Here is a 19,795-nt window from a genome sequence, read left to right as displayed (position 1 = left end):
TTATTAAAGAATGGCGAAAAGTAATCATAAATGGCTCGGTAGCTCAGTCGGTAGAGCAGAGGACTGAAAATCCTCGTGTCGGCGGTTCGATTCCGTCCCGAGCCACCACTAATTAAATTCAACAGCGCCGGTATAGCTCAATTGGTAGAGCACCTGACTTGTAATCAGGGGGTTGTGGGTTCAAGTCCTATTGCCGGCACCACCATTGGGGTATAGCCAAGCGGTAAGGCAACGGACTTTGACTCCGTCATTCCTAGGTTCAAATCCTAGTACCCCAGCCATTTGCGAGCCATTAGCTCAGTTGGTAGAGCATCTGACTTTTAATCAGAGGGTCGAAGGTTCGAGTCCTTCATGGCTCACCAGTTTTTTTTGCTGAATAAGCAAAGCTGCGTGATAGTAACAGTAATGCCTTTTCTGTTCTAAGTAAAATGCGGGTGTGGCGGAATGGCAGACGCACCAGATTTAGGTTCTGGCGGGCAACCGTGGGGGTTCAAGTCCCTTCACCCGCACCATACTATAACAGAAAGCTTTGTCCTCAGTACAAACCACATAAGATGTAACATGCGGACGTAGCTCAATTGGTAGAGCGTCGCCTTGCCAAGGCGAAGGTCGAGGGTTCGAGACCCTTCGTCCGCTCCATTTATTTGTGCCCTTAGCTCAGCTGGATAGAGCGTTTGACTACGAATCAAAAGGTCGGGAGTTCGAATCTCTCAGGGCACGCCATATTTCATATGAAACCGAAGAGTAGGAATAGATCCTACTCTTTTTTTTATAATTACTTATGTATTTTTGCAAATTTTAAGCATTTTTCCCTTGTATCTCCTATTTGCATCCATTACTTTAGAATTACGCTGAAAGCATGGAGGAACAGCTGTTACAAACCTGCGGAAGAATATCATGGAACAGGAGTTGTATCAACATGAACCCTATCAAATTGGAACAAGTAAATCCTGCAATAGCCAGTTTAATCGATAATATAGAAAAAGTATTGATTGGTAAACGCTCCGTGATTGAATTGATGGTAGCCGCTATTCTAGCGAATGGTCACGTTTTGCTCGAAGATGTACCAGGCGTTGGGAAGACCATGATGGTACGGGCATTGTCCAGATCAATCAGCGGTGAGTTTAAACGTATTCAATTTACCCCAGATTTGTTGCCAACGGATGTGACAGGGGTTGCTATCTTTAATCAAAAAAGTCTGGAGTTTGAGTTCCGTCAAGGGCCGATTTTTGCGAATGTCATTCTTGCAGACGAAATCAACCGGACTTCGCCAAAAACACAATCTGCACTTTTAGAAGCAATGGAAGAGCGCTCAGTAACAATCGATGGGGCTACGTATCGATTGGCAGAGCCGTTTTTTGTGATGGCTACGCAAAACCCATTAGAGTATGAAGGGACCTTCCCATTACCTGAAGCTCAATTGGACCGATTTTTCATGCAATTAAGTTTGGGGTATCCAACGGTAGAGGAAGAAATGCGGATGCTGTCCAGATTCTCGGCAGCGAATCCATTGGAAGAGCTTCAGCCGGTTATGACCACAGCCGAGCTGGCGGAACTTCAACGCCAGGTGTCGACGATTAAGGTATCGGAAGGAATAAAAGAATACATCGTACGTCTATGTCATCGTACGCGTGAGCATCATCATATCTATCTAGGCGTGAGCCCGCGCGGTTCCCTTGCTCTTTTCCGGGCTGTTCAGGCGTTGGCCTTCGTTCGTGGACGTGACTATGTCATTCCAGATGACGTGAAGGAACTAGTTCCAGTTGTGTTTGCACACCGTATGATTGTGAAACCAGAAGCAAGACTGGAAGGAGCAACCGTAGATCGGGTGTTGGCTATGATCTTGTCTGAGACCCGTGTCCCGGTAAGCTAAGGCGGTGATTGCAGATGAGACAGCAAAGGTGGGGTAGGCTCAAGGCGATTGCATTAGTCCTGATCACGTATGCATTCGCAAAATTTCAAGGTGGCTTCTCAAGCTGGTTTCTTTTCTATAGTAGTTTGGTGTTTCTCCTGTATGAAATTGTGGCTTATGTACTCATGTTCACGAAGCTAGAAGTCGAGCGTGAACTAGATCGCAATCGTCTACAGGATGGGGAAGATGTCATTGTAACGATACGCCTGCGCCGGAAGATTTGGTTTCCGCTGGGATGGCATATGATTATGGAGCCATTGCCGGCGAGGCTGGCTGGCGTGTATGAACCGCATCGACAACTGATATTCCCATGGTTCAAAAGGGAAGTCGAGTTTCGGTATGTCATACCCAATGTACCGCGTGGATACTATCGTCTCGATGAATGTGTAGTGAGCGGCGGGGATTTTTTTGGATTTTTTGAGCGTCGGAAGGTTTATTCGATTTCTCAGGAGTTTCTCGTTTATCCAAAATACAAAGAATTGACCCATTGGGCCCTGGGTGACGGCAGCTTCAGTGGGACGGTGCATGTTTCCCATCGACGCTCTGACGACGTAGCAGCAGTACGCGGCGTAAGAGACTATCATCGGGGCGATCGGTTGAGCCAAATTCATTGGCGAGCTTCCGCACGGGGGATGGGTCTGAAGACGAAAGAGTTTGAGCATCAGGCGATGAATCAGGCTGTCTTTTTTCTTGATGTGGAGAAGGCGAGCTACCAAGGGAAGCCTGTGCACTTGTTCGAAACAGCAGTGAAGCTAGCGGCGAGTCTGATCGCTTACGCCAATCGGAATCAATACCATTATGGGCTCGTGTACAAGCAAGCAGAACGTATATCGATACCAACAGGACTGTCCCATGCTCATTTCCTCAGAGTTTTTGATCAATTAGCTCGTGTCGCACCAGAAGGACAAGAGTTATTTGCAAGAATTGTGGGAAGAGAATCATTGGAGCAGCCTCAAGGTGTCACTTTGATTATTATTACACCGCATGTAGAAAAAACGCTGATCAGTCGTTTGGTCACACTGGCTCAAAAAGGTAGACGGGTGCAGTTGTTTCTCATGCAGAACGAGTCAACGATTTCGCATGAACATAAGCAAGCGTTGCAGCTGCTTGGCGCAAACAAAGTAACATGTACTTCTATTCACATGGATGATCAAGAGTGGAAACGGATTGGAGGTGCATAGACTCATGAGCGTTTGGAAGCGTCCAACGATTTGGGAATGGGTCTTGGCCCTTTTTCTGTTCCTGATGTTAAGAGAGTGGCTTCTTCCTCTACAGACATTAACCGATACGGGCATTCTGTGGCCGTTTTATGCGATTGTGGCTGGAGTCATTATCATTGACCTGTTGATCCCTTATCGGTGGCTAACCTTGCCGATCAAGGCTCTGGGGCTAGTGGTGCTTTTGCATGCTACTTTATTTGACAAACCGTTTTTTGACACGGAATGGATTGGCGAATTGTACGGGCAGATGATTCACGATCTTCCGTTAGCGTTTCAACAGGATTGGGCCAGCATGTCGATCTTGTCGCGGAATACGATGTTTGATCTCGTTTTGGTGTTGTTAGCGACAATGTTAACGTATCTCGTGCTGGAACAACGGCAAGGCTTATGGTTTGTCTTTTTGACGGAACTGTATTTGGCTGTGTTGGATACGTTTCTCCCGTATGATGCCAGTGCAGGGGTTGTACGGACGCTGATCATTGGTTTCCTGATGCTGGCCATTAGCCATCTGATGAAGATGACGAACATGGCAACACTGGCAGGGAAGAGAAGCCGAATCATGCTCAACTCACTGCTGGCTTCGGTGATGGTCATTATGGTCTGTATAGGCATCGGTTATGCTGCACCGAAGTCAGGACCGTCATGGCCTGATCCGATCGCCTTTTTAACAGGGAAAGGAAACGATACCCCTGTTGGTGTGATGAAAAAAGTAGGATACGACAACAACGACGAACGGTTGGGCGGTCCTTTCATGCAAGATAACACATTAGTGTTTATTGCAAAGACGAACGAGCGCAGCTATTGGCGAGGTGACTCGAAGGACGTGTATACGGGAGTTGGTTGGGAAAAAGGCGATAGAGAGTACGAGTCAATCCTGGACCCGCAAACCTATACATGGGAGAATACGTTGTTCCAAGGGCTTGAAACGAAGAAGGTACAAGCAACATTAGAATTTAAAGGCCCGCAGCAATTCCCGACTGTCTTTTATCAAGGTCAGCTGAAAAAGGTGAGCAACTACGCTCCACCAGAGGCAACCGTTGTTTATGACAAAATGAATCAGCAGCTCGAAGTACGGGCAGGAAAAATCAACTTGGTTCAGCTGAGTGAGAAAAACGGTCGGCCAGAGTACGGCCCCAATCCGCTTTTGCTCAAACTGAATCAATATAAGGTCGAGACAGAAGTACCGATTGTCAGTGAAAAGGCCGTGACGAATGCGGGGACGAACTATCCGGATGATATCAAAGAGCGCTATTTGCAAGTGCCAGCCTCGGTGCCTCCGCGAGTAAGAGAGCTTGCTGCAACGATTACGAAGGATGCCAAGACTCCTTATGATAAAGTGAGAGCGATCGAGAATTACTTGCGCTCAAGTGGAAAATATAAGTATGAAACGAAAGACGTTCCAGTCGCTGCAGAAGGTCAGGATTTTGTCGATCACTTCTTGTTTGACAGCCTTCGAGGGTACTGTGACCATTTCTCCACTTCGATGGCGGTTATGCTTCGTACCTTGGATATCCCAACACGTTGGGTCAAGGGCTTTGCTCCAGGTGAACGAGTGGGAACGGATGCGTTTAATTACGAGACTGTAGAAGTGCGCAACAAGGATGCTCACTCGTGGGTAGAGGTATACTTCCCGGAGGTTGGTTGGGTTCCATTTGAAGCGACGAGTTCATTCATGTCACCTGTTCGTTTTAATTATGATCTGGTCACCTCACAGCCGCAGATCCCCGTTCCATTGCCAAACATGGAGAATCAAACGAATATTGATCGTGGGGATGGACGTTTCAATGAGCTGGAAGAGGGCGACAGACCAGCAGGCAGCTGGATTAAGATTCCATGGCAAGTAAATGCGGGATTGGCTGTAGCCGCTATCGTAGCAGGAATTATCGCGTGGCGCCGCAGACAAGACATCCAGCTATGGTGGATGCGCAGGCAACTGAATCAACAGCGAAGCAGTGAGTTCCCGGATCGGTACCATCTGCTGATGCGAATGATGGAGCGAGTCTACACGCGCAGACAGCCAGGAGAAACATTGCGGGAGTATGTGGGCAGGATGACCCTGCCGGCAGACAAGCGACAAGACCTGCGCTATTTGACGGAGCTGTACGAACGTACCGTGTATGGCTACAAACAAATGGAACAAAAGGCGAGAACAATAGCAGAGCAAATACTCGAACGGTTAATCCGTCAATTGAAGCCTTGAACAATGCCGTTCCATCTGCTAGAATGACGATCAATGAGACTCGTATAATGATCAGGAATAGGGCCTGAAAGTTTCTACCGCTAGACCGTAAATTTGGCGACTACGAGGAGAGCACATCGGATTTTTGTACATGCAAACCGCACATGTGTACACAAGCTGGGACGTTGCCTCCGTATTGTTTATCGGAGATGGCAGTCCCGGCTTTTTTGCAAATATGCGACAACTTCGCATGGCATGCCGACACTTGCACGTCCTGTATGTTACAGGAGAAGGGGGATATGATGGACAAGTCAATGGAAATGGTCGTCGTACTCGATTTCGGAGGCCAGTATAATCAGTTGATCGCGCGCCGTGTACGCGATCTGGGTGTTTATAGTGAACTGATAGCGTTCAATACACCTGTTGAAAAGATTAAAGAGATGAATCCAAAAGGGATTATTTTCTCTGGCGGACCTGCTAGCGTGTACGAAGAGGGAGCACCAACTGTAGACCCTGCGATTTTTGATCTGGGCTTGCCTGTATTGGGTATTTGCTACGGTATGCAGTTGATGAGCCATTTGACGGGCGGAAAAGTAGAACGCGCGGGTAAACGCGAGTACGGAAAAGCTGAATTGCGGATGCAGCAAAAACACAGCTTGTACGACAAATGGGATACGAATGAAATCGTGTGGATGAGCCACTCTGACAAAGTAGTAGAGCTCCCAACCGGATTTGTTATTGATGCGGTAAGCGACAGCTGCCCAGTAGCTGCGATCAGCAACCCTGAGCGCCAGCTGTACGGCGTACAGTTCCATCCAGAAGTAGTTCATACCCAAAAAGGTACTGAGTTCATCGGAAACTTCCTGTTCAACATTTGTGGATGTGAAGCGAATTGGAGCATGACGACGTTCATCGAAGACGAGCTGGTTCGCATTCGTGAAACAGTTGGCAATAAGCAAGTACTGTGTGCGTTGAGCGGCGGTGTGGATTCTTCCGTAGTAGCAGCGCTGATTCACAAAGCGATTGGCGATCAATTGACGTGCATGTTCGTTGACCACGGTCTTCTGCGTCAAGGGGAAGCAGAAGGCGTAATGGAAACATTCGCTGAGAAATTCTCCATGAAAGTGCTCAAGATCGATGCGCGCGAGCGTTTCATGAGCAAGCTCAAAGGTGTATCTGACCCAGAGCAAAAGCGCAAAATCATCGGTAACGAGTTCATTTATGTATTCGATGAAGAAGCAGCCAAGCTGACAGATATGGATTTCTTGGCACAGGGTACGCTGTACACCGATATCGTTGAGAGTGGAACAGCAACTGCGCAAACGATCAAATCGCACCACAACGTAGGCGGTTTGCCAGAAGATATGAAGTTCACGTTGATTGAACCATTGAAAACCTTGTTCAAAGACGAAGTACGCAAACTGGGTAAAGAGCTGGGCTTGCCAGATGAGATTGTTTGGCGTCAGCCATTCCCAGGACCAGGCCTCGGCATTCGTGTTTTGGGTGAAGTTACGGAAGAAAAACTGAAGATCGTTCGTGAATCCGATGCGATCTTGCGTGAGGAGATTGCCAAGGCAGGTCTCGATCGGGAAATCTGGCAGTACTTCACGGCTTTGCCAAACATGACGACCGTAGGTGTAATGGGAGATGTTCGTACGTATTCTTACACAGTAGGGATTCGTGCGGTAACGTCCATTGATGGTATGACTGCTGACTGGGCACGCATTCCGTGGGATGTATTGGAGAAAATCTCTGTGCGTATCGTGAATGAAGTAGACAATGTTAACCGCATTGTATATGATGTAACGTCCAAACCACCAGCAACAATTGAGTGGGAATAGGAACAAAAAATTACTCTCTTTTATTTGCGTGATTTGCGAATAAAAGAGAGTTTTTTTATGACCAAGAATTATCTCGTTCCATACATCATGAGAAGCTTCCCATTTTCTTTGGCTAGAGCAATATAAATGACCCCGCCTAGCCATCCTGGAGGAAGAGTTCCTTCGATAATCCAAGCTTCTGCAAAAGGGTTATAGCTGATAGCGAAGGGAGCTTCCTCTAAAAACGGAGAATAGTGCTCCGCTAAATAGGAGAAAATTGCAGTGGCAACTGCATGTTCATCTGTAAGCTCACTAAAAGCAACTTCATCTCCAAACCGATCTTGCTGGAGAAGAGTGTCGCGATCGGCGAAATAGAGTTCAAACCTCCCATATAAATTCTCATCATACAAATCACGTTCTACAAAGCCATATTCGATGACCTTTTCCTTTTGATGAATGTTGCGTTTGCTCTTTTTCTTATCGTCGACCCGTATGGTTATTCGATTGACTCGAAGCCGATCACGTTCTCGCTCCTGCTCCGCTATTATTTGCTCCCAAGCATCCATATAGCTCATTTTGGACCACCCTAAAAGAGATTGTTGAGATCTGGAGGAATCTATGCAAGTATAACACAGGCCGTATTAGAAAATATCCGGATATTAAACTCTTTCCAAAAATGAATGTTCGTATTTTCGTTGACATTCCCTATGTCACCTGATACACTTCTCAATGTGAGTAGGTAATATAGGAAGGTTCGTATATTCTTGAGAATATGGCTCGAGAGTTTCTACATGGTCGCCATTAACGACCTGGCTACGAACAAAATGTCATCGGGATCTGATTTTGTTATTATATTTGGAATTATTCCCGGAGTGTTTTGTTTGAAGGCCAGGCGCATGATAAGAGCGTCCGGGCCTTTTTTTGTGAAAAACGTCTCAACGTTTTTCATTAAATAAGATGTGACCGTTTACGGTCGGCAAAAAACAGTCTATCTGTTTTTGCAACAAGATTAGTATGGGGGGACTTATAGGTGCGGAAGTATTTTGAGTTTGACAAGCTAGGCACCAATTACCGTCGCGAAATTATCGCGGGTATCACTACTTTTTTGGCAATGGCTTATATCTTGGCTGTCAATCCATTCATTCTCAGTGGTGCTGATCTGCCGCCAGATTTAAAAGCGAACTACCCTGAATTTGGCGCTGTCTTTACCGCAACGGCTTTGGCTGCTGCTCTCGGTACACTGTTAATGGGTATTCTCGGACGTTTGCCGATTGGTCAAGCTCCGGGTATGGGATTGAACGCATTTTTCACTTATACAGTCGTTCTGACGATGCAAATTCCTTGGCAACAGGCTTTGGCTGGCGTATTCCTTTCTTGTACGATCTTTTTGATTCTGTCCCTGACAGGTGTTCGTGAAGCGATCATCAAAGCGATTCCACAAAGCTTGAAATACGCAGTTTCAGCAGGGATTGGACTTTTTATTGCCTTTATCGGTTTGAAAAACGCGGGTATCATCGTAGCAAATGATGCCACCTTCGTAGCATTGGGACATCTGACCTTCTATCACGAGGGCATGAAGCCGGAAGAAATTTTGGCAGCGAAAAATGCATTGCTCGCTGTGTTTGGTTTGATCGTGACGGTCATTCTGCTTTCTCGCAAAATCAATGCGGGTATCTTTATCGGAATGTTGATTACAGCGATTACCGGGATGTTCTTCGGACTGGTGAATCTGCCTGAGCAAATCGTTTCTGCACCACCGAGCCTTGCTCCTACATTCGGTGCTGCATTCCAATATCTCGGTGATCCATCTGCATTGTTCACCATGAATATGCTGATTGTTGTTTTGACTTTCTTGTTTGTAGACTTTTTCGATGCGACGGGTACGCTCTTGGGTGTAGCGAACCAAGCTGGATTGCTTCGCGAAGACGGCAATTTGCCACGTCCAGGAAAAGCACTCGCTTCCGATGCGATTGCAGGTATGGCAGGTGCGGTACTTGGTACATCTACCACTACAGCTTATGTTGAGTCGACAGCAGGGGTAGCGGCAGGCGGACGCTCCGGATTTACCGCAGTTGTCACAGGGAGTATGTTCCTTCTGGCGTTGTTCTTCTCGCCGATTCTCGCAATTGTGACACCAGCGGTTACGGCACCAGCGCTCATTATCGTCGGTGTTCTGATGGCTTCTCACATTGCAAAAGTGGCTTGGGATGACCTGGATGAAGCGTTCCCTGCATTCCTGACGATTTTGTTGATGCCATTGACTTACAGTATTGCAACAGGTATTGCGACGGGCTTCATCGTTTATCCGGTGATGAAGGTAATGAAGGGCAAGGCTCGCGAAGTGCATCCGGCGATGTATGTGCTGTTCTTCGTCTTCCTGGCGTACTTCATCTGGTTGCGCGAATAGAATTTTTTGGGAACGGGGCTCTTCGTCTACTGGACGGGGAGCTTTTTTTGCGCTATGATAGGAAAAATCTTTTTTGGAAGGATGGACCGATCAAAATGACAGGTCTCACTATGTTCCTTCAACAGCATCACCACACGTAGAGCGTTTGTATCTTCGGAAATTTTTCCGCAGGTGCAAGCGCTTCTTGTGCTTCGTGCCTGCGGTGGTGTATTTAGGAAGCCATGCGGGCAGGAAATTGCCTTGCATGGCTTTTTTGGTTTTCTTTATCTGAAAAAAGAAAGGGTGTTCCTCATGGAAAACGAAGTATTAAAAACGGTAAAAGGCACAAAAGATTTCATGCCGCAGGAGCAAATGCAACGAAACTGGATACGACGGACACTCGAAGCGGTATTCGAGACATACGGCTGCAAACCGTTGGAGACGCCTATGCTACAGCACTACGAATTGCTGGCATCCAAGTACGGTGGCGGGGATGAAATCTTGAAGGAAGTGTATCGCTTGAACGACCAAGGAGATAGAGAGCTTGGGCTTCGCTATGATTTGACCGTACCATTGACGAAGGTAGTGGGTATGAATCCTGAGATGCGGATGCCGTTCAAGCGGTATGAGATCGGAAAAGTATTTAGGGACGGTCCAGTAAAAACCGGGCGTTTGCGCGAATTTATTCAATGCGATGTCGATATCGTGGGAACGACATCGGTGCTGGCTGAAGCAGAATTGCTCAGTATGGCGTTTGAGGCATTCAAGCGGCTGGGGCTCGACGTGTACATTGAGGTCAACAACCGCAAGCTATTGTCTGGGGTGCTTCAGGAGTTGGGAGTCCCCGCTCTGCGGGCCGGGGATGTCATGTTGTCGCTGGATAAGCTCGAGAAGATCGGCGTGGACGGAGTGCGTGATGACTTGCGGGAGCGAAACGTCGAAGAGCCACTCGTTTTGGCGATTACGTCTTTCCTGCAAGAAGGTGTGATTACCCTGGATCTGTTGGCAGAGCGCTTTGTGTCCCCGCTAGTTCAAGAAGGGATTCAGGAACTGCGCGATATGCTTGCCTATGTAAAAGGAGCGGGTGTGGGTGGGGAGCTTCGTTTCGCGCCATTTTTGGCAAGGGGCTTAGGGATCTACACGGGAATTGTGTATGAGATTTTTTTGCAGGATGGAAGTCTTACGTCCAGTATCGGCAGTGGGGGACGTTACGATCAGATCATCGGTCGGCTTTTGGATGATGGACGAGAGTATCCCGCTGTAGGGATTTCGTTTGGATTGGATGTCATTCTTGCAGCGTTGGCAAATCGCAACACGGGAGAGCAGAAGGCTGCCGATGTACTCGTCATTCCCCTCGGGACCGAAGCAACCAGTCTTGGTCTGGCCAATCGATTGCGGAAGAGCGGCATCAGAGTCGAGCTGGAGCTGACAGGTAGAAGGCTGAAAAAAGCACTCGATTATGCAAACAAAGAAGGCGTTGCTTTTGCCTTGATCTATGGGGAAAACGAAGTGAACAGTGGGCAGGTCGTCGTCCGAGATATGCGAGAGGGAACGGAACAGCCGGTTCCTTTGGAGTTGGTTGAAAAGTGGCTGTCCGACAAGCTGTCAGGGTAAAGAGGAAAGATAGTCTTTTTCTTCCATTTTTTGTACAGTAGAGAAAAGGGGGAGATGGCGTGAAGAAATGGGTCTCAATGGTCGGTTGTAGCTTATTGTTTTTGACGTGGATGTTGCCTGTAAATGCTGAGGAGGGTACTGCGCTTAAGCGTAAACCACTCTATCAGGCTGATGTGCGAATTGATCCAATCAAGAAAGAAGTAGCAGGAACCGTAACAATTACCTTTTGGCCAAAAGACCCTACTCGTGCCTATCTCCATCTTTACCCGAACGTATTTACAGAAGAGCATCAAGGCATGCTATGGGAGGAACTTTTAGGCAATGGACCAACGCTTGGCTCATATACTAATAAAAAGCTCTTGGTTGATGGAGTAGCGGTTGTCGGCAAACAGATAAAAGACCTGAACATCCTGGAAGTGCCTCTAGAAGGACAGGCGGGACTACGAAAGATTGTGATGGAGTTCGAGATGACTCTTCCGCGAAACGACGGCAGGATGTCGTACGATGACCAATCGATCTGGCTGGGGAACTGGCTCCCAGTTCTTGCGGTGTACGACAAGGAAGGGTGGCATCTCGATCCATACGAGCCCGTTGGTGATCCATTTTACAGTGAGAACGCAGATTATGAGGTGAACGTGACGCTGCCAAAAGACTATCAACTGGCGAGCACAGCGTCAGACAGGGCTGCGAAGCAGCTTTCTACTCGTGAGGGAGAAAAGACAATACAGCTGGATGCAGAAAATGTGAGGGATTTTGCCCTAGTCGTCATGGATGACTCCTATCAGCAAACGGAAACAAAAGTGGGCGAGACAGTCGTCCGAACATGGTGGCGGAAAACAGATGATTCGGCAACTGCTGAGCAGATTCATGAAGCAGCTGCGAAGTCTCTCGCCTATTTTCATCATCAATTAGGTGCCTATCCATATACCGAATATGATGTGGTAAGGACTGGTGGCGCGATTAATGGGATGGAGTACCCAGCATTGGTCTTTCTCGACGGACGTCATTTCTTTGCTGGGGAAGAAACAGGTATCGTCACGGTTGTCCATGAGACGGCACACCAGTGGTTTTACGGCTTGCTCGGAAATAATCAGGTAAAGGAAGCATGGCTGGATGAGGGATTCACGGAGTACGTGACGCTCTCGTATTTATCTCAGCAAGACCCGCTGTTGGGAGCAGAACGGGTGCGCAGACGGCTGGAGCAGGGCACCTCTGTTCAGTATTACGTGGCAGAGGAACTGCGTCCTTGGCAAGCACTGTCTGCATTTCCTGATAATCAGAGTTATAGCGATCTCGTCTATTCCCGTCCGTCCTCGATGCTGTGGCTATTGCAGGGAGCGTGGGGGGAAGAAAGGGTACATGACGTTTTGAAACAGTATGTCGAGAAGTACCGTTATCAGGTTGTGACCAGAAAGGAATGGGGAGCTTTTCTATCTGAGATGGCAGGAGAAGATGCAAGCGCCTTCTTGGATTATTGGTTGAAGGTAGACATGTCCCAGCAGGAACAGGCAGCAGCTTGGCTGGAGCGCCAACGTCTCAAGCATCAGAAGAAGTAATCGAAGGCAGGGGATCACGATGTGGCGGAAGCATTGGGTGGTCATCGTGGCAGTAGGAGTCGTTTTGACTGTATACTTGACCGTCCGTCCTTGGATAGGGAAGGCAGGCCTAGATGCTCATGAGATTGTGCCGATTGATCACAGGCAGGCTGGAGTTACTTACAAGGCCGACGTACAAATCGATATGAACAAGCACGTGGTGAAAGGTATGCTGACGGCTCGTTTTGTCCCAAAAGATGACCAAGCTTTTTTTCATCTATATCCCAATGCTTTTTCTGCAAATGCTGCTCTCAGTGGTGAAAACTGGGAGGTTGTGCTGGGTAAACAGCGTGAGCCTGGTGGTATCAAGATAAGCGACGTACGGGTAAACGGAAAAAGTGTCGGCGTACAGTATGCAGGAAAGACCAATACGCTTTTACAAGTGCCCCTTCCTGCAAGAGCAACGTCTGCTGAGATGGTGGTGGATATGAATTTTCAGATCGAGGTCCCTTATAACAATGGGCGAATGTCTTACCATGATCATGCGATGTGGCTGGGCAATTGGCTGCCGATTCTGGCGGTCAAGGACGCAGGAGGCTGGCGGCTCGATCCTTATTCCGCGATTGGCGATCCTTTTTACTCGGATATGGCGAATTATCATTTGCGTGTGCAGTTATTAGAGGGGTACCAGCTTGCTACGAGTGGATTGGAGAGCGTGGCTGTCATCACTGAGACGAGACCGCAACGGCTAAAAATCTATGAGGTGGACGCATGGAACGTTCGGGATTTTGCCCTAGTCGTCATGGACGATACGTACCAGCCCATATCTGGTAAGGTAGGGGAAACTATCGTACGTACGTGGGTGCAGAAAAGTGATGACTCGCAAAACGTTGAACGAATACATGAAACTGCTAAGGAGTCACTCGACTATTACGGAAAACAGTTCGGGGTGTATCCGTATAAGGAATACGATGTTGTCAAAACAGGCGGCTTCTTTGGGGGAATGGAATACCCGAGCCTCGTCTTTATTGCTCAAGAGTATTTTGACCGTAGCGATGCCATGGGGGAGGCGGTCGTAGCGCACGAAACGGCACATCAGTGGTTTTATGGGTTGGTCGGAAACGACGAGGTGCGAGAGGCTTGGCTGGATGAGGGACTGACGGATTATGCGACGATGGTATTTTTGCAGCAAAAGTTCCCCGCACGTTCAAAAGCGTATATTCAGATGCGACTAGGCCAAGCACGTGCAGCGGAAGGATATGCGAACCAAAGAGTCACTGCGAAGTCATCCGTGGAAGCTTTTCCAGACTGGAGGAGCTACAATGACCTCGTTTACGGGCGAGCGGGTGCCATGTGGTGGAACTTGAAAGAAGAATGGGGAGTCGAAAGACTGCATCAGGTGTTGCGCCAATATGTACGAGATCATCAATACAAGCAGGCAAATGGGGAGCAAATCACAGCGCTATTGACTGCAGCTGCCGGGGCGGATGCCAGTCCCTATTTGGATTATTGGCTTCGGGTTGAGCTAGAGAAAGCCGAAGCGGCAAACAAATGGGTAGAAAAAGGCAAACACGAATAATTTTTGATCTTTCATTTTTAAATGTTCGGAAACGAGGTTGACAGGCAAACTTTCTCCCTGCTACACTGAATACGTTGAGTGAAAACGAGTTCGAATAGCCCAGGCGATGAGAGCGGCGCGAAAAGCCGTTAGTCGGTTGGGTTTTCTTCTGATGTTACAAAACGTAGGGGGCGAATGGTTCATGCTACAGCCTTTGGTAGGAGTCATTATGGGCAGTACGTCAGACTGGGAAACAATGAAGGAAGCTTGCGCAATTTTAGACGAATTGCAGGTGCCGTATGAAAAGAAGGTCGTGTCTGCACACAGAACGCCAGACTTGATGTTTACGTATGCCGAAACCGCTAAAAGCCGCGGCTTGGAAGTCATTATTGCGGGTGCGGGCGGTGCAGCCCATTTGCCAGGAATGGTGGCTGCTAAGACAGAATTACCAGTCATTGGTGTCCCGGTGAAATCATCCAACTTGAATGGTCTCGACTCGCTTTTGTCGATTGTGCAAATGCCAGGGGGCGTACCTGTGGCGACGGTTGCGATCGGAAAAGCTGGAGCCATCAATGCAGGGTTATTGGCTGCGCAAATTTTGGGGATCAAATATCCAGACGTACAAGAGCGGTTCGTGCAAAGACGTGATGATGTACGCAATAAGGTGCTGGAGGCTAGTGAACTCGAATGACGACCAAAGACCGTAAGCAAATCAAACCAGGATCGACCCTAGGAATACTCGGCGGAGGACAGCTTGGACGGATGATTGCTCTTGCGGGACGAGCTATGGGCTACCGCTTTGTCACAATGGACCCGACAGCAGACGCACCATGCGGCCAAACGGCTGATCGACAAATTGTTGCCAGCTACGATGATGTAGAAGCAGCGATGCAGCTTGCCTCGGTCAGTGATGTCATTTCTTATGAATTTGAAAATGTCGATGCGCAGGTGGCTGAAGTGTTGGAGAGCCGCGCTTATGTGCCGCAGGGCAGCCGTCTTTTGCGCATCACCCAAAACCGGATTCGGGAAAAGACCGCCATTCGCGAGATCGGCATTCCTGTTGCTCCGTTTTGTGTTGTGAATAGCTTGAAGGATTTGCAGAACGCCGTGCGTGAACTGGGACTGCCTGCTGTAATGAAGACCGCAACCGGTGGCTATGACGGCAAAGGGCAATGGGTGTTGAGAAGCGAGGCTGAGTTGGCGGAGGCGTATGAAACGCTGTCTAAAGCAGGTACAGAGCTGATCGTGGAACAATTTGTACCATTCCAAATGGAGTTGTCTGTTATTGCTGCACGCAATCCTGCGGGAGAACTGGCTGTTTTTCCTGTGTCAGAAAATATTCATCAGGAAAATATTCTACACCTAAGCATTGTTCCAGCTCGTATTTCGGCTGAAGTAGCAGTCCGCGCGGAAGAAATTGCCCGCACGATTGTAGAAAAGTTGGATGTGGTCGGCCTCATTGCCGTTGAGCTGTTTTTGACCGAAGATGGTCAGTTGTATGTCAATGAATTGGCGCCGCGACCGCATAACTCCGGGCATTTTACCATGGATGCTTGTGTCACCTCGCAGTTTGAGCAGCATGTTCGGGCGGTTTGCAATCTGCCTTTGGGATCTACAGAGTTGCTCTCGAGCGTCGTGATGGTTAATATTTTGGGAGAACATCTACAGCCTGTCATCGATCAGATCGACAAGCTGCCGCGCACAGCCAAGCTCCATTTGTACGGAAAAGCAGAGAGCAAGGCCAAGCGAAAAATGGGGCATATCAATGTGCTCGCCCCTACTGTAGAAGAAGCGCTCACCCTGATTGATGAGCTGAAAATCTGGACGAATACATCGGAGGTATTATCATGATCGAACGTTATTCCCGACCGGAAATGCGCGCCATTTGGACGGAAGAAAACAAATTCAAAGCGTGGCTGGAAGTAGAAATTCTCGCGTGTGAAGCATGGTCCAAGCTGGGCGTCATTCCTGAGGAAGACGTGAAAAAGCTGTGGGATAAAGCTACTTTTGACATGAACAGAATCTATGAGATCGAAGAAGAGACACGCCATGATGTGGTGGCGTTTACCCGTGCGGTATCGGAAACCTTGGGCGAAGAAAAGAAGTGGGTGCATTACGGACTGACTTCTACAGATGTAGTGGATACTGCTCTGTCTTACCTGCTGCGTCAGGCGAACGAAATTTTGGAGAGTGATATCCAAGACTTCATCGAGATTTTGGCAGACAAAGCTCGTGAGCACAAGGATACGGTTTGCATGGGCAGAACGCATGGTGTACATGCGGAGCCTACGACTTTTGGCTTGAAGCTGGCCCTGTGGCATGAAGAAATGAAGCGCAACCTGGCACGTTTTCAGGCTGCGAAAAAAGAAGTGGCGTTCGGCAAAATCTCTGGTGCAGTTGGAACATACGCAAACATCGATCCGTTCGTGGAAGCGTACGTGTGCGAGAAGCTGGGGCTGTCGGCAGCGCCTATCTCGACTCAAACTTTGCAGCGTGATCGCCACGCCGAGTACATGGCAACATTGGCACTGATCGCAACCTCTTTGGAAAAATTCGCGACAGAAATTCGCGGTCTTCAAAAGAGCGAAATGCGCGAGGTGGAAGAAGCATTTGCCAAAGGTCAAAAAGGTTCTTCCGCCATGCCACACAAGCGCAATCCAATCGGCAGCGAAAATATTTGCGGACTGGCTCGTGTCATCCGTGGACACATGCTCACTTCCTATGAAAATGTTTCCCTCTGGCATGAGCGGGATATTTCCCACTCCTCTGCGGAGCGCGTGATTTTGCCAGATGCGACGCAAGCGTTGAACTACATGCTGCGCCGTTTCATGAACATCGTGAAAAACTTGACGGTGTTCCCTGAGAACATGAAGCGCAATATGGATCGTACCTTTGGATTGATCTACTCGCAGCAAGTGATGCTCAAGCTGATCGAAAAAGGCATGAGCCGCGAGCAAGCTTATGACACGGTACAGCCTCGTGCGATGCAGGCGTGGGAAGAGCAACGCTCCTTCCGTGCGATCGTCGAGGAGGATGCGACGGTCAGCTCCACACTGTCCAAGGAAGAGCTGGATGAGTGCTTTGACTATCGTTACCACCTGAAGCATGTGGATACGATCTTCCAACGTCTTGGTTTGATGTAAATACAAGTGCCCTCGAATTTTTTCGGGGGCGTTTTTTCTTTTTAATGTAACTGTTGTGGGGAAGAAGCGCATTTCCAGTCTACGCTTCGGCCTACGCCCTACTGAAGGATTGACTGTCCGCTCCGGAATAAATGGCGGGAGCGCTTCAAAAGTGGAAGTTTCGAAGAGGTATTCGCACGTTGAAGCTGAAAACCCCCGCCATTCATTCCTACGCTGGGGCGGGCTCCAGAGGCGCTTGGACTGGAAATGCGCTTCTCCTGCGCAGCTTTTTGTGAAAAGCTTGAAAGTGAATTCAAGGGTGTGAAATTGCTGCTAAGTGTTCTAATAATAAAGTTTTAGACTGACAGTATCGTTAAACTAACTGGTAGTGTTGCTTTCAATTGTCAATGAGCGGCCAAGCGGTTACTATTATTGGAAACTCATTCCGATAGAAGGAGGACGAATATGAATCCATTACTGCTCTCTTTTCCAGAACATTTAGAAACTCAGCGATTATTGATTAGAGCACCGCAATGGGGTGATGGTCAATTTGTAAATGAAGCCATACGTGAGAGTGTAAATGAAATGAGCCCCTGGCTTCCGTTTGTAAAAAACCTCCCATCCATTGACGATTCGGAAGCCTACGTGCGTAAGGCCCGGCTCAATTTTCTAGAGCGCACAGACTTAGTACTTCATATATTTGAAAAGAGCACAGGGCAGTTTGTGGGCAGTAGTGGACTCCATCGCTTTGATTGGAATGTACGCAAATTTGAAATTGGATATTGGCTACGCACATCGCGTACGGGTGAGGGTCTAATAACAGAGGCAGTAAAAGGTATCGTTGGCTTTGCCATTTCTGAGTTGGAAGCTAACCGTCTTGAAATTCGCTGTGATACTCGGAATAACGCAAGTATAGCTGTAGCTAAGAAGGCAGGTTTTACGTTGGAGGGTACTTTACGCAATGTTAATCGAAATGACTCAGGCGAACTAACTGATACCCATATCTTTTCAATAGCAAAAGGCTATGAATATCATTGATAACTGAGCTGAGCTAACTGATGCGAAAGTAAACTAGAAAACATGCGGCAGGACTTCTCCCCCCACCACAACGGTTTTGAAGACAACTTAAAAAATTCCTTAAGAAATTTTTAAAGATTTCTTTTGAAAGTTGTAACCGAAATGAAACCTCTTCCGTACCTACTTGTGCGAGCTTACAACGAGCCCATAAGTACCTTACAAAAGTGTAAGCTTCCTGAAATATAACTCGATGGTTCCTGCTTCGTTTCGACCGTACAATGAAATCAATTCATACGGATCACGAAACGGGAGATCGATTATGACAACAGCAATCATGTATCCAAAATTAAGTCACCAACAAATTTACGAAGATTACTCTGCTAAAATATATCGCTATTTCCGCTACCGCGTAAAAAACGTCTGGGATGTGGAAGACCTGACAACGACTGTGTTTATTAAGGTGTACTCCAAGCTTGAGCAGTACGATGGCCGCCATCCTTTTGGCGCCTGGATTTTCCGAATTGCGCACAATGCTTTGATTGACTACATGCGCAAGAAGCGGGAGAGCCCGGTAGATCAGGACACATTTAGCAATATGGTCGCAACGGATAAGCTGCCGGAGGAGTGCCTTCTGAATCAGGAGACAACCGAGGGCTTGTGGGATAAGGTGCACACGCTGACAAAGGATCAGCGCAATGTGATTGCCCTGCGTTATCTCGGAGATTTGCGAATGAATGAGATCGCGGAAATTTTGGGTAAGACAGAGGCTTCGGTGAAAATCCTGCACTTCCGTGGGATTAAGAAGCTGCAGCAATTGATGGAGGCTCAAGCATAAAGGGAGGGACAACAGTCCTTCCCTTTTTTACTGCTGTAGTGGAGAGAAGAATATTTCCAGACTAGGCTCCAGGCTCCGTCCTGCTGGGGGCTAAGACTGTCCGCTCCGAAGGGATTCGCGGGGAAACGCAAAAGTGGTAGCCGGTTCGTTGTATGGGCACGGTTGCGTTTCTTTTGCCCGCGAATCCCTTCTCCGCTCGGTAGGACTTCACAAGTCGCTACGCCTGGAAATATTCTCCTCTGTCGCTACTGATGACATCCTTACATTCTTTTAAGTCTTTAAAAAAACGTTTAAGTAGGAAAGCTCGTAGAGGAAACAGGAGAAATAAGCGAAGATCTTAGGGACACCAACCGAGACGCAATGCAAAAAGCGAAACACGCCCTTAAGCGTTCACCTCTGAAACACATCCTGAAAGGACAACTTTGGACGCGGTTTCGGTTTTTGCATGGAGTCGGGCAGTCAATCCCACAGCGGGTGGCCCTAGAAGCTGAGCGTTTTCTCCTGTTTCCTCCCCTCCACAACAGCAACGCACAAGCCGTTCTTTCAGTAGATATCTAAGTACGAGAAACGCCAAATGCTTGGCGTAGTCTAGTTTTC

General features: G+C 48.1%; 14 protein-coding genes, 7 tRNA genes and 2 riboswitches. Of the genes, 20 read left to right on the top strand and 1 reads right to left on the bottom strand.

Going from position 1 to position 19,795, the window contains the following annotated elements; translation table 11 throughout:
• Window positions 1-32: 32 nt before the first annotated feature.
• The 11 genes from POF51_RS11435 to guaA all read left to right on the top strand — a co-directional run bounded on the left by POF51_RS11435 (window position 33) and on the right by guaA (window position 7,152).
• A tRNA-Phe gene (locus tag POF51_RS11435) sits at window positions 33-108 on the top strand.
• Between the two features lie 18 nt (window positions 109-126).
• Window positions 127-202 (top strand) — tRNA-Thr (locus tag POF51_RS11430).
• 4 nt (window positions 203-206) lie between these two features.
• Window positions 207-281, top strand: a tRNA-Gln gene (locus POF51_RS11425).
• 5 nt (window positions 282-286) lie between these two features.
• Window positions 287-362, top strand: a tRNA-Lys gene (locus POF51_RS11420).
• 68 nt (window positions 363-430) lie between these two features.
• A tRNA-Leu gene (locus POF51_RS11415) sits at window positions 431-512 on the top strand.
• Window positions 513-563: 51 nt separating this feature from the next.
• Window positions 564-639, top strand: a tRNA-Gly gene (locus tag POF51_RS11410).
• Between the two features lie 7 nt (window positions 640-646).
• A tRNA-Arg gene (locus POF51_RS11405) sits at window positions 647-723 on the top strand.
• A gap of 196 nt (window positions 724-919) precedes the next feature.
• Complete coding sequence (locus POF51_RS11400; protein ID WP_017249636.1) at window positions 920-1,873, top strand: AAA family ATPase; 954 nt, start codon at window positions 920-922, stop codon at window positions 1,871-1,873.
• A 14-nt stretch (window positions 1,874-1,887) separates the two neighbouring features.
• A complete protein-coding gene (locus POF51_RS11395; protein WP_069847473.1) occupies window positions 1,888-3,093 on the top strand; it encodes a DUF58 domain-containing protein in 1,206 nt (401 codons plus the stop codon).
• Window positions 3,094-3,097: 4 nt separating this feature from the next.
• The gene (locus POF51_RS11390; RefSeq protein ID WP_069847471.1) at window positions 3,098-5,332 is read left to right on the top strand and encodes a transglutaminase TgpA family protein; all 2,235 of its coding nucleotides are present in this window, start codon (window positions 3,098-3,100) and stop codon (window positions 5,330-5,332) included.
• A 20-nt stretch (window positions 5,333-5,352) separates the two neighbouring features.
• Window positions 5,353-5,455: riboswitch (purine riboswitch) on the top strand.
• 158 nt (window positions 5,456-5,613) lie between these two features.
• Window positions 5,614-7,152, top strand: a complete 1,539-nt coding sequence (gene guaA / locus POF51_RS11385) for a glutamine-hydrolyzing GMP synthase (protein WP_069847532.1) — start codon at window positions 5,614-5,616, stop codon at window positions 7,150-7,152.
• A gap of 68 nt (window positions 7,153-7,220) precedes the next feature.
• On the opposite strand, the gene POF51_RS11380 is transcribed toward guaA, so the two are convergent.
• On the bottom strand, window positions 7,221-7,706 hold the full coding sequence (locus POF51_RS11380; protein ID WP_271755386.1) for an NTF2 fold immunity protein: 486 nt from the start codon (window positions 7,704-7,706) through the stop codon (window positions 7,221-7,223).
• A gap of 159 nt (window positions 7,707-7,865) precedes the next feature.
• Window positions 7,866-7,967, top strand: a riboswitch (purine riboswitch).
• A 194-nt stretch (window positions 7,968-8,161) separates the two neighbouring features.
• On the opposite strand from POF51_RS11380, the gene POF51_RS11375 reads away from it, so the two are divergent.
• From POF51_RS11375 to POF51_RS11335, 9 genes are all read left to right on the top strand, one after another.
• Window positions 8,162-9,538 (top strand): NCS2 family permease, encoded by a 1,377-nt coding sequence (locus POF51_RS11375; RefSeq protein ID WP_017249642.1) that lies wholly within the window; start codon window positions 8,162-8,164, stop codon window positions 9,536-9,538.
• 291 nt (window positions 9,539-9,829) lie between these two features.
• Window positions 9,830-11,131 (top strand): histidine--tRNA ligase, encoded by a 1,302-nt coding sequence (locus tag POF51_RS11370; RefSeq protein WP_271755385.1) that lies wholly within the window; start codon window positions 9,830-9,832, stop codon window positions 11,129-11,131.
• 59 nt (window positions 11,132-11,190) lie between these two features.
• Entirely contained in the window at window positions 11,191-12,687 is a 1,497-nt protein-coding gene (locus POF51_RS11365; RefSeq protein WP_271755384.1) for a M1 family metallopeptidase, read from the top strand.
• A gap of 19 nt (window positions 12,688-12,706) precedes the next feature.
• Window positions 12,707-14,245: a M1 family metallopeptidase gene (locus POF51_RS11360; protein ID WP_069847464.1), complete on the top strand. Its 1,539-nt coding sequence runs from the start codon at window positions 12,707-12,709 to the stop codon at window positions 14,243-14,245.
• 181 nt (window positions 14,246-14,426) lie between these two features.
• Window positions 14,427-14,915, top strand: coding sequence for a 5-(carboxyamino)imidazole ribonucleotide mutase (purE, locus tag POF51_RS11355; RefSeq protein ID WP_012684280.1), 489 nt, complete (start codon window positions 14,427-14,429; stop codon window positions 14,913-14,915).
• The gene (gene purK / locus POF51_RS11350) at window positions 14,912-16,075 is read left to right on the top strand and encodes a 5-(carboxyamino)imidazole ribonucleotide synthase (protein ID WP_069847462.1); all 1,164 of its coding nucleotides are present in this window, start codon (window positions 14,912-14,914) and stop codon (window positions 16,073-16,075) included. The genes purE and purK overlap by 4 nt, the downstream gene beginning before the upstream one ends.
• Window positions 16,072-17,367 (top strand): adenylosuccinate lyase, encoded by a 1,296-nt coding sequence (purB, locus tag POF51_RS11345; protein ID WP_017249647.1) that lies wholly within the window; start codon window positions 16,072-16,074, stop codon window positions 17,365-17,367. Before purK ends, purB begins: the two co-directional genes overlap by 4 nt.
• A 444-nt stretch (window positions 17,368-17,811) precedes the next feature.
• Window positions 17,812-18,384 (top strand): GNAT family N-acetyltransferase, encoded by a 573-nt coding sequence (locus tag POF51_RS11340; RefSeq protein ID WP_069847460.1) that lies wholly within the window; start codon window positions 17,812-17,814, stop codon window positions 18,382-18,384.
• Window positions 18,385-18,682: 298 nt separating this feature from the next.
• Complete coding sequence (locus POF51_RS11335; RefSeq protein ID WP_069847459.1) at window positions 18,683-19,198, top strand: sigma-70 family RNA polymerase sigma factor; 516 nt, start codon at window positions 18,683-18,685, stop codon at window positions 19,196-19,198.
• Window positions 19,199-19,795 lie beyond the last annotated feature (597 nt).

Origin of the sequence: Brevibacillus sp. AG (genome assembly GCF_028369215.1) — a bacterium.
Lineage (GTDB): Bacteria > Bacillota > Bacilli > Brevibacillales > Brevibacillaceae > Brevibacillus > Brevibacillus porteri.
This window is presented reverse-complemented; position numbering and strand designations above follow the sequence as displayed.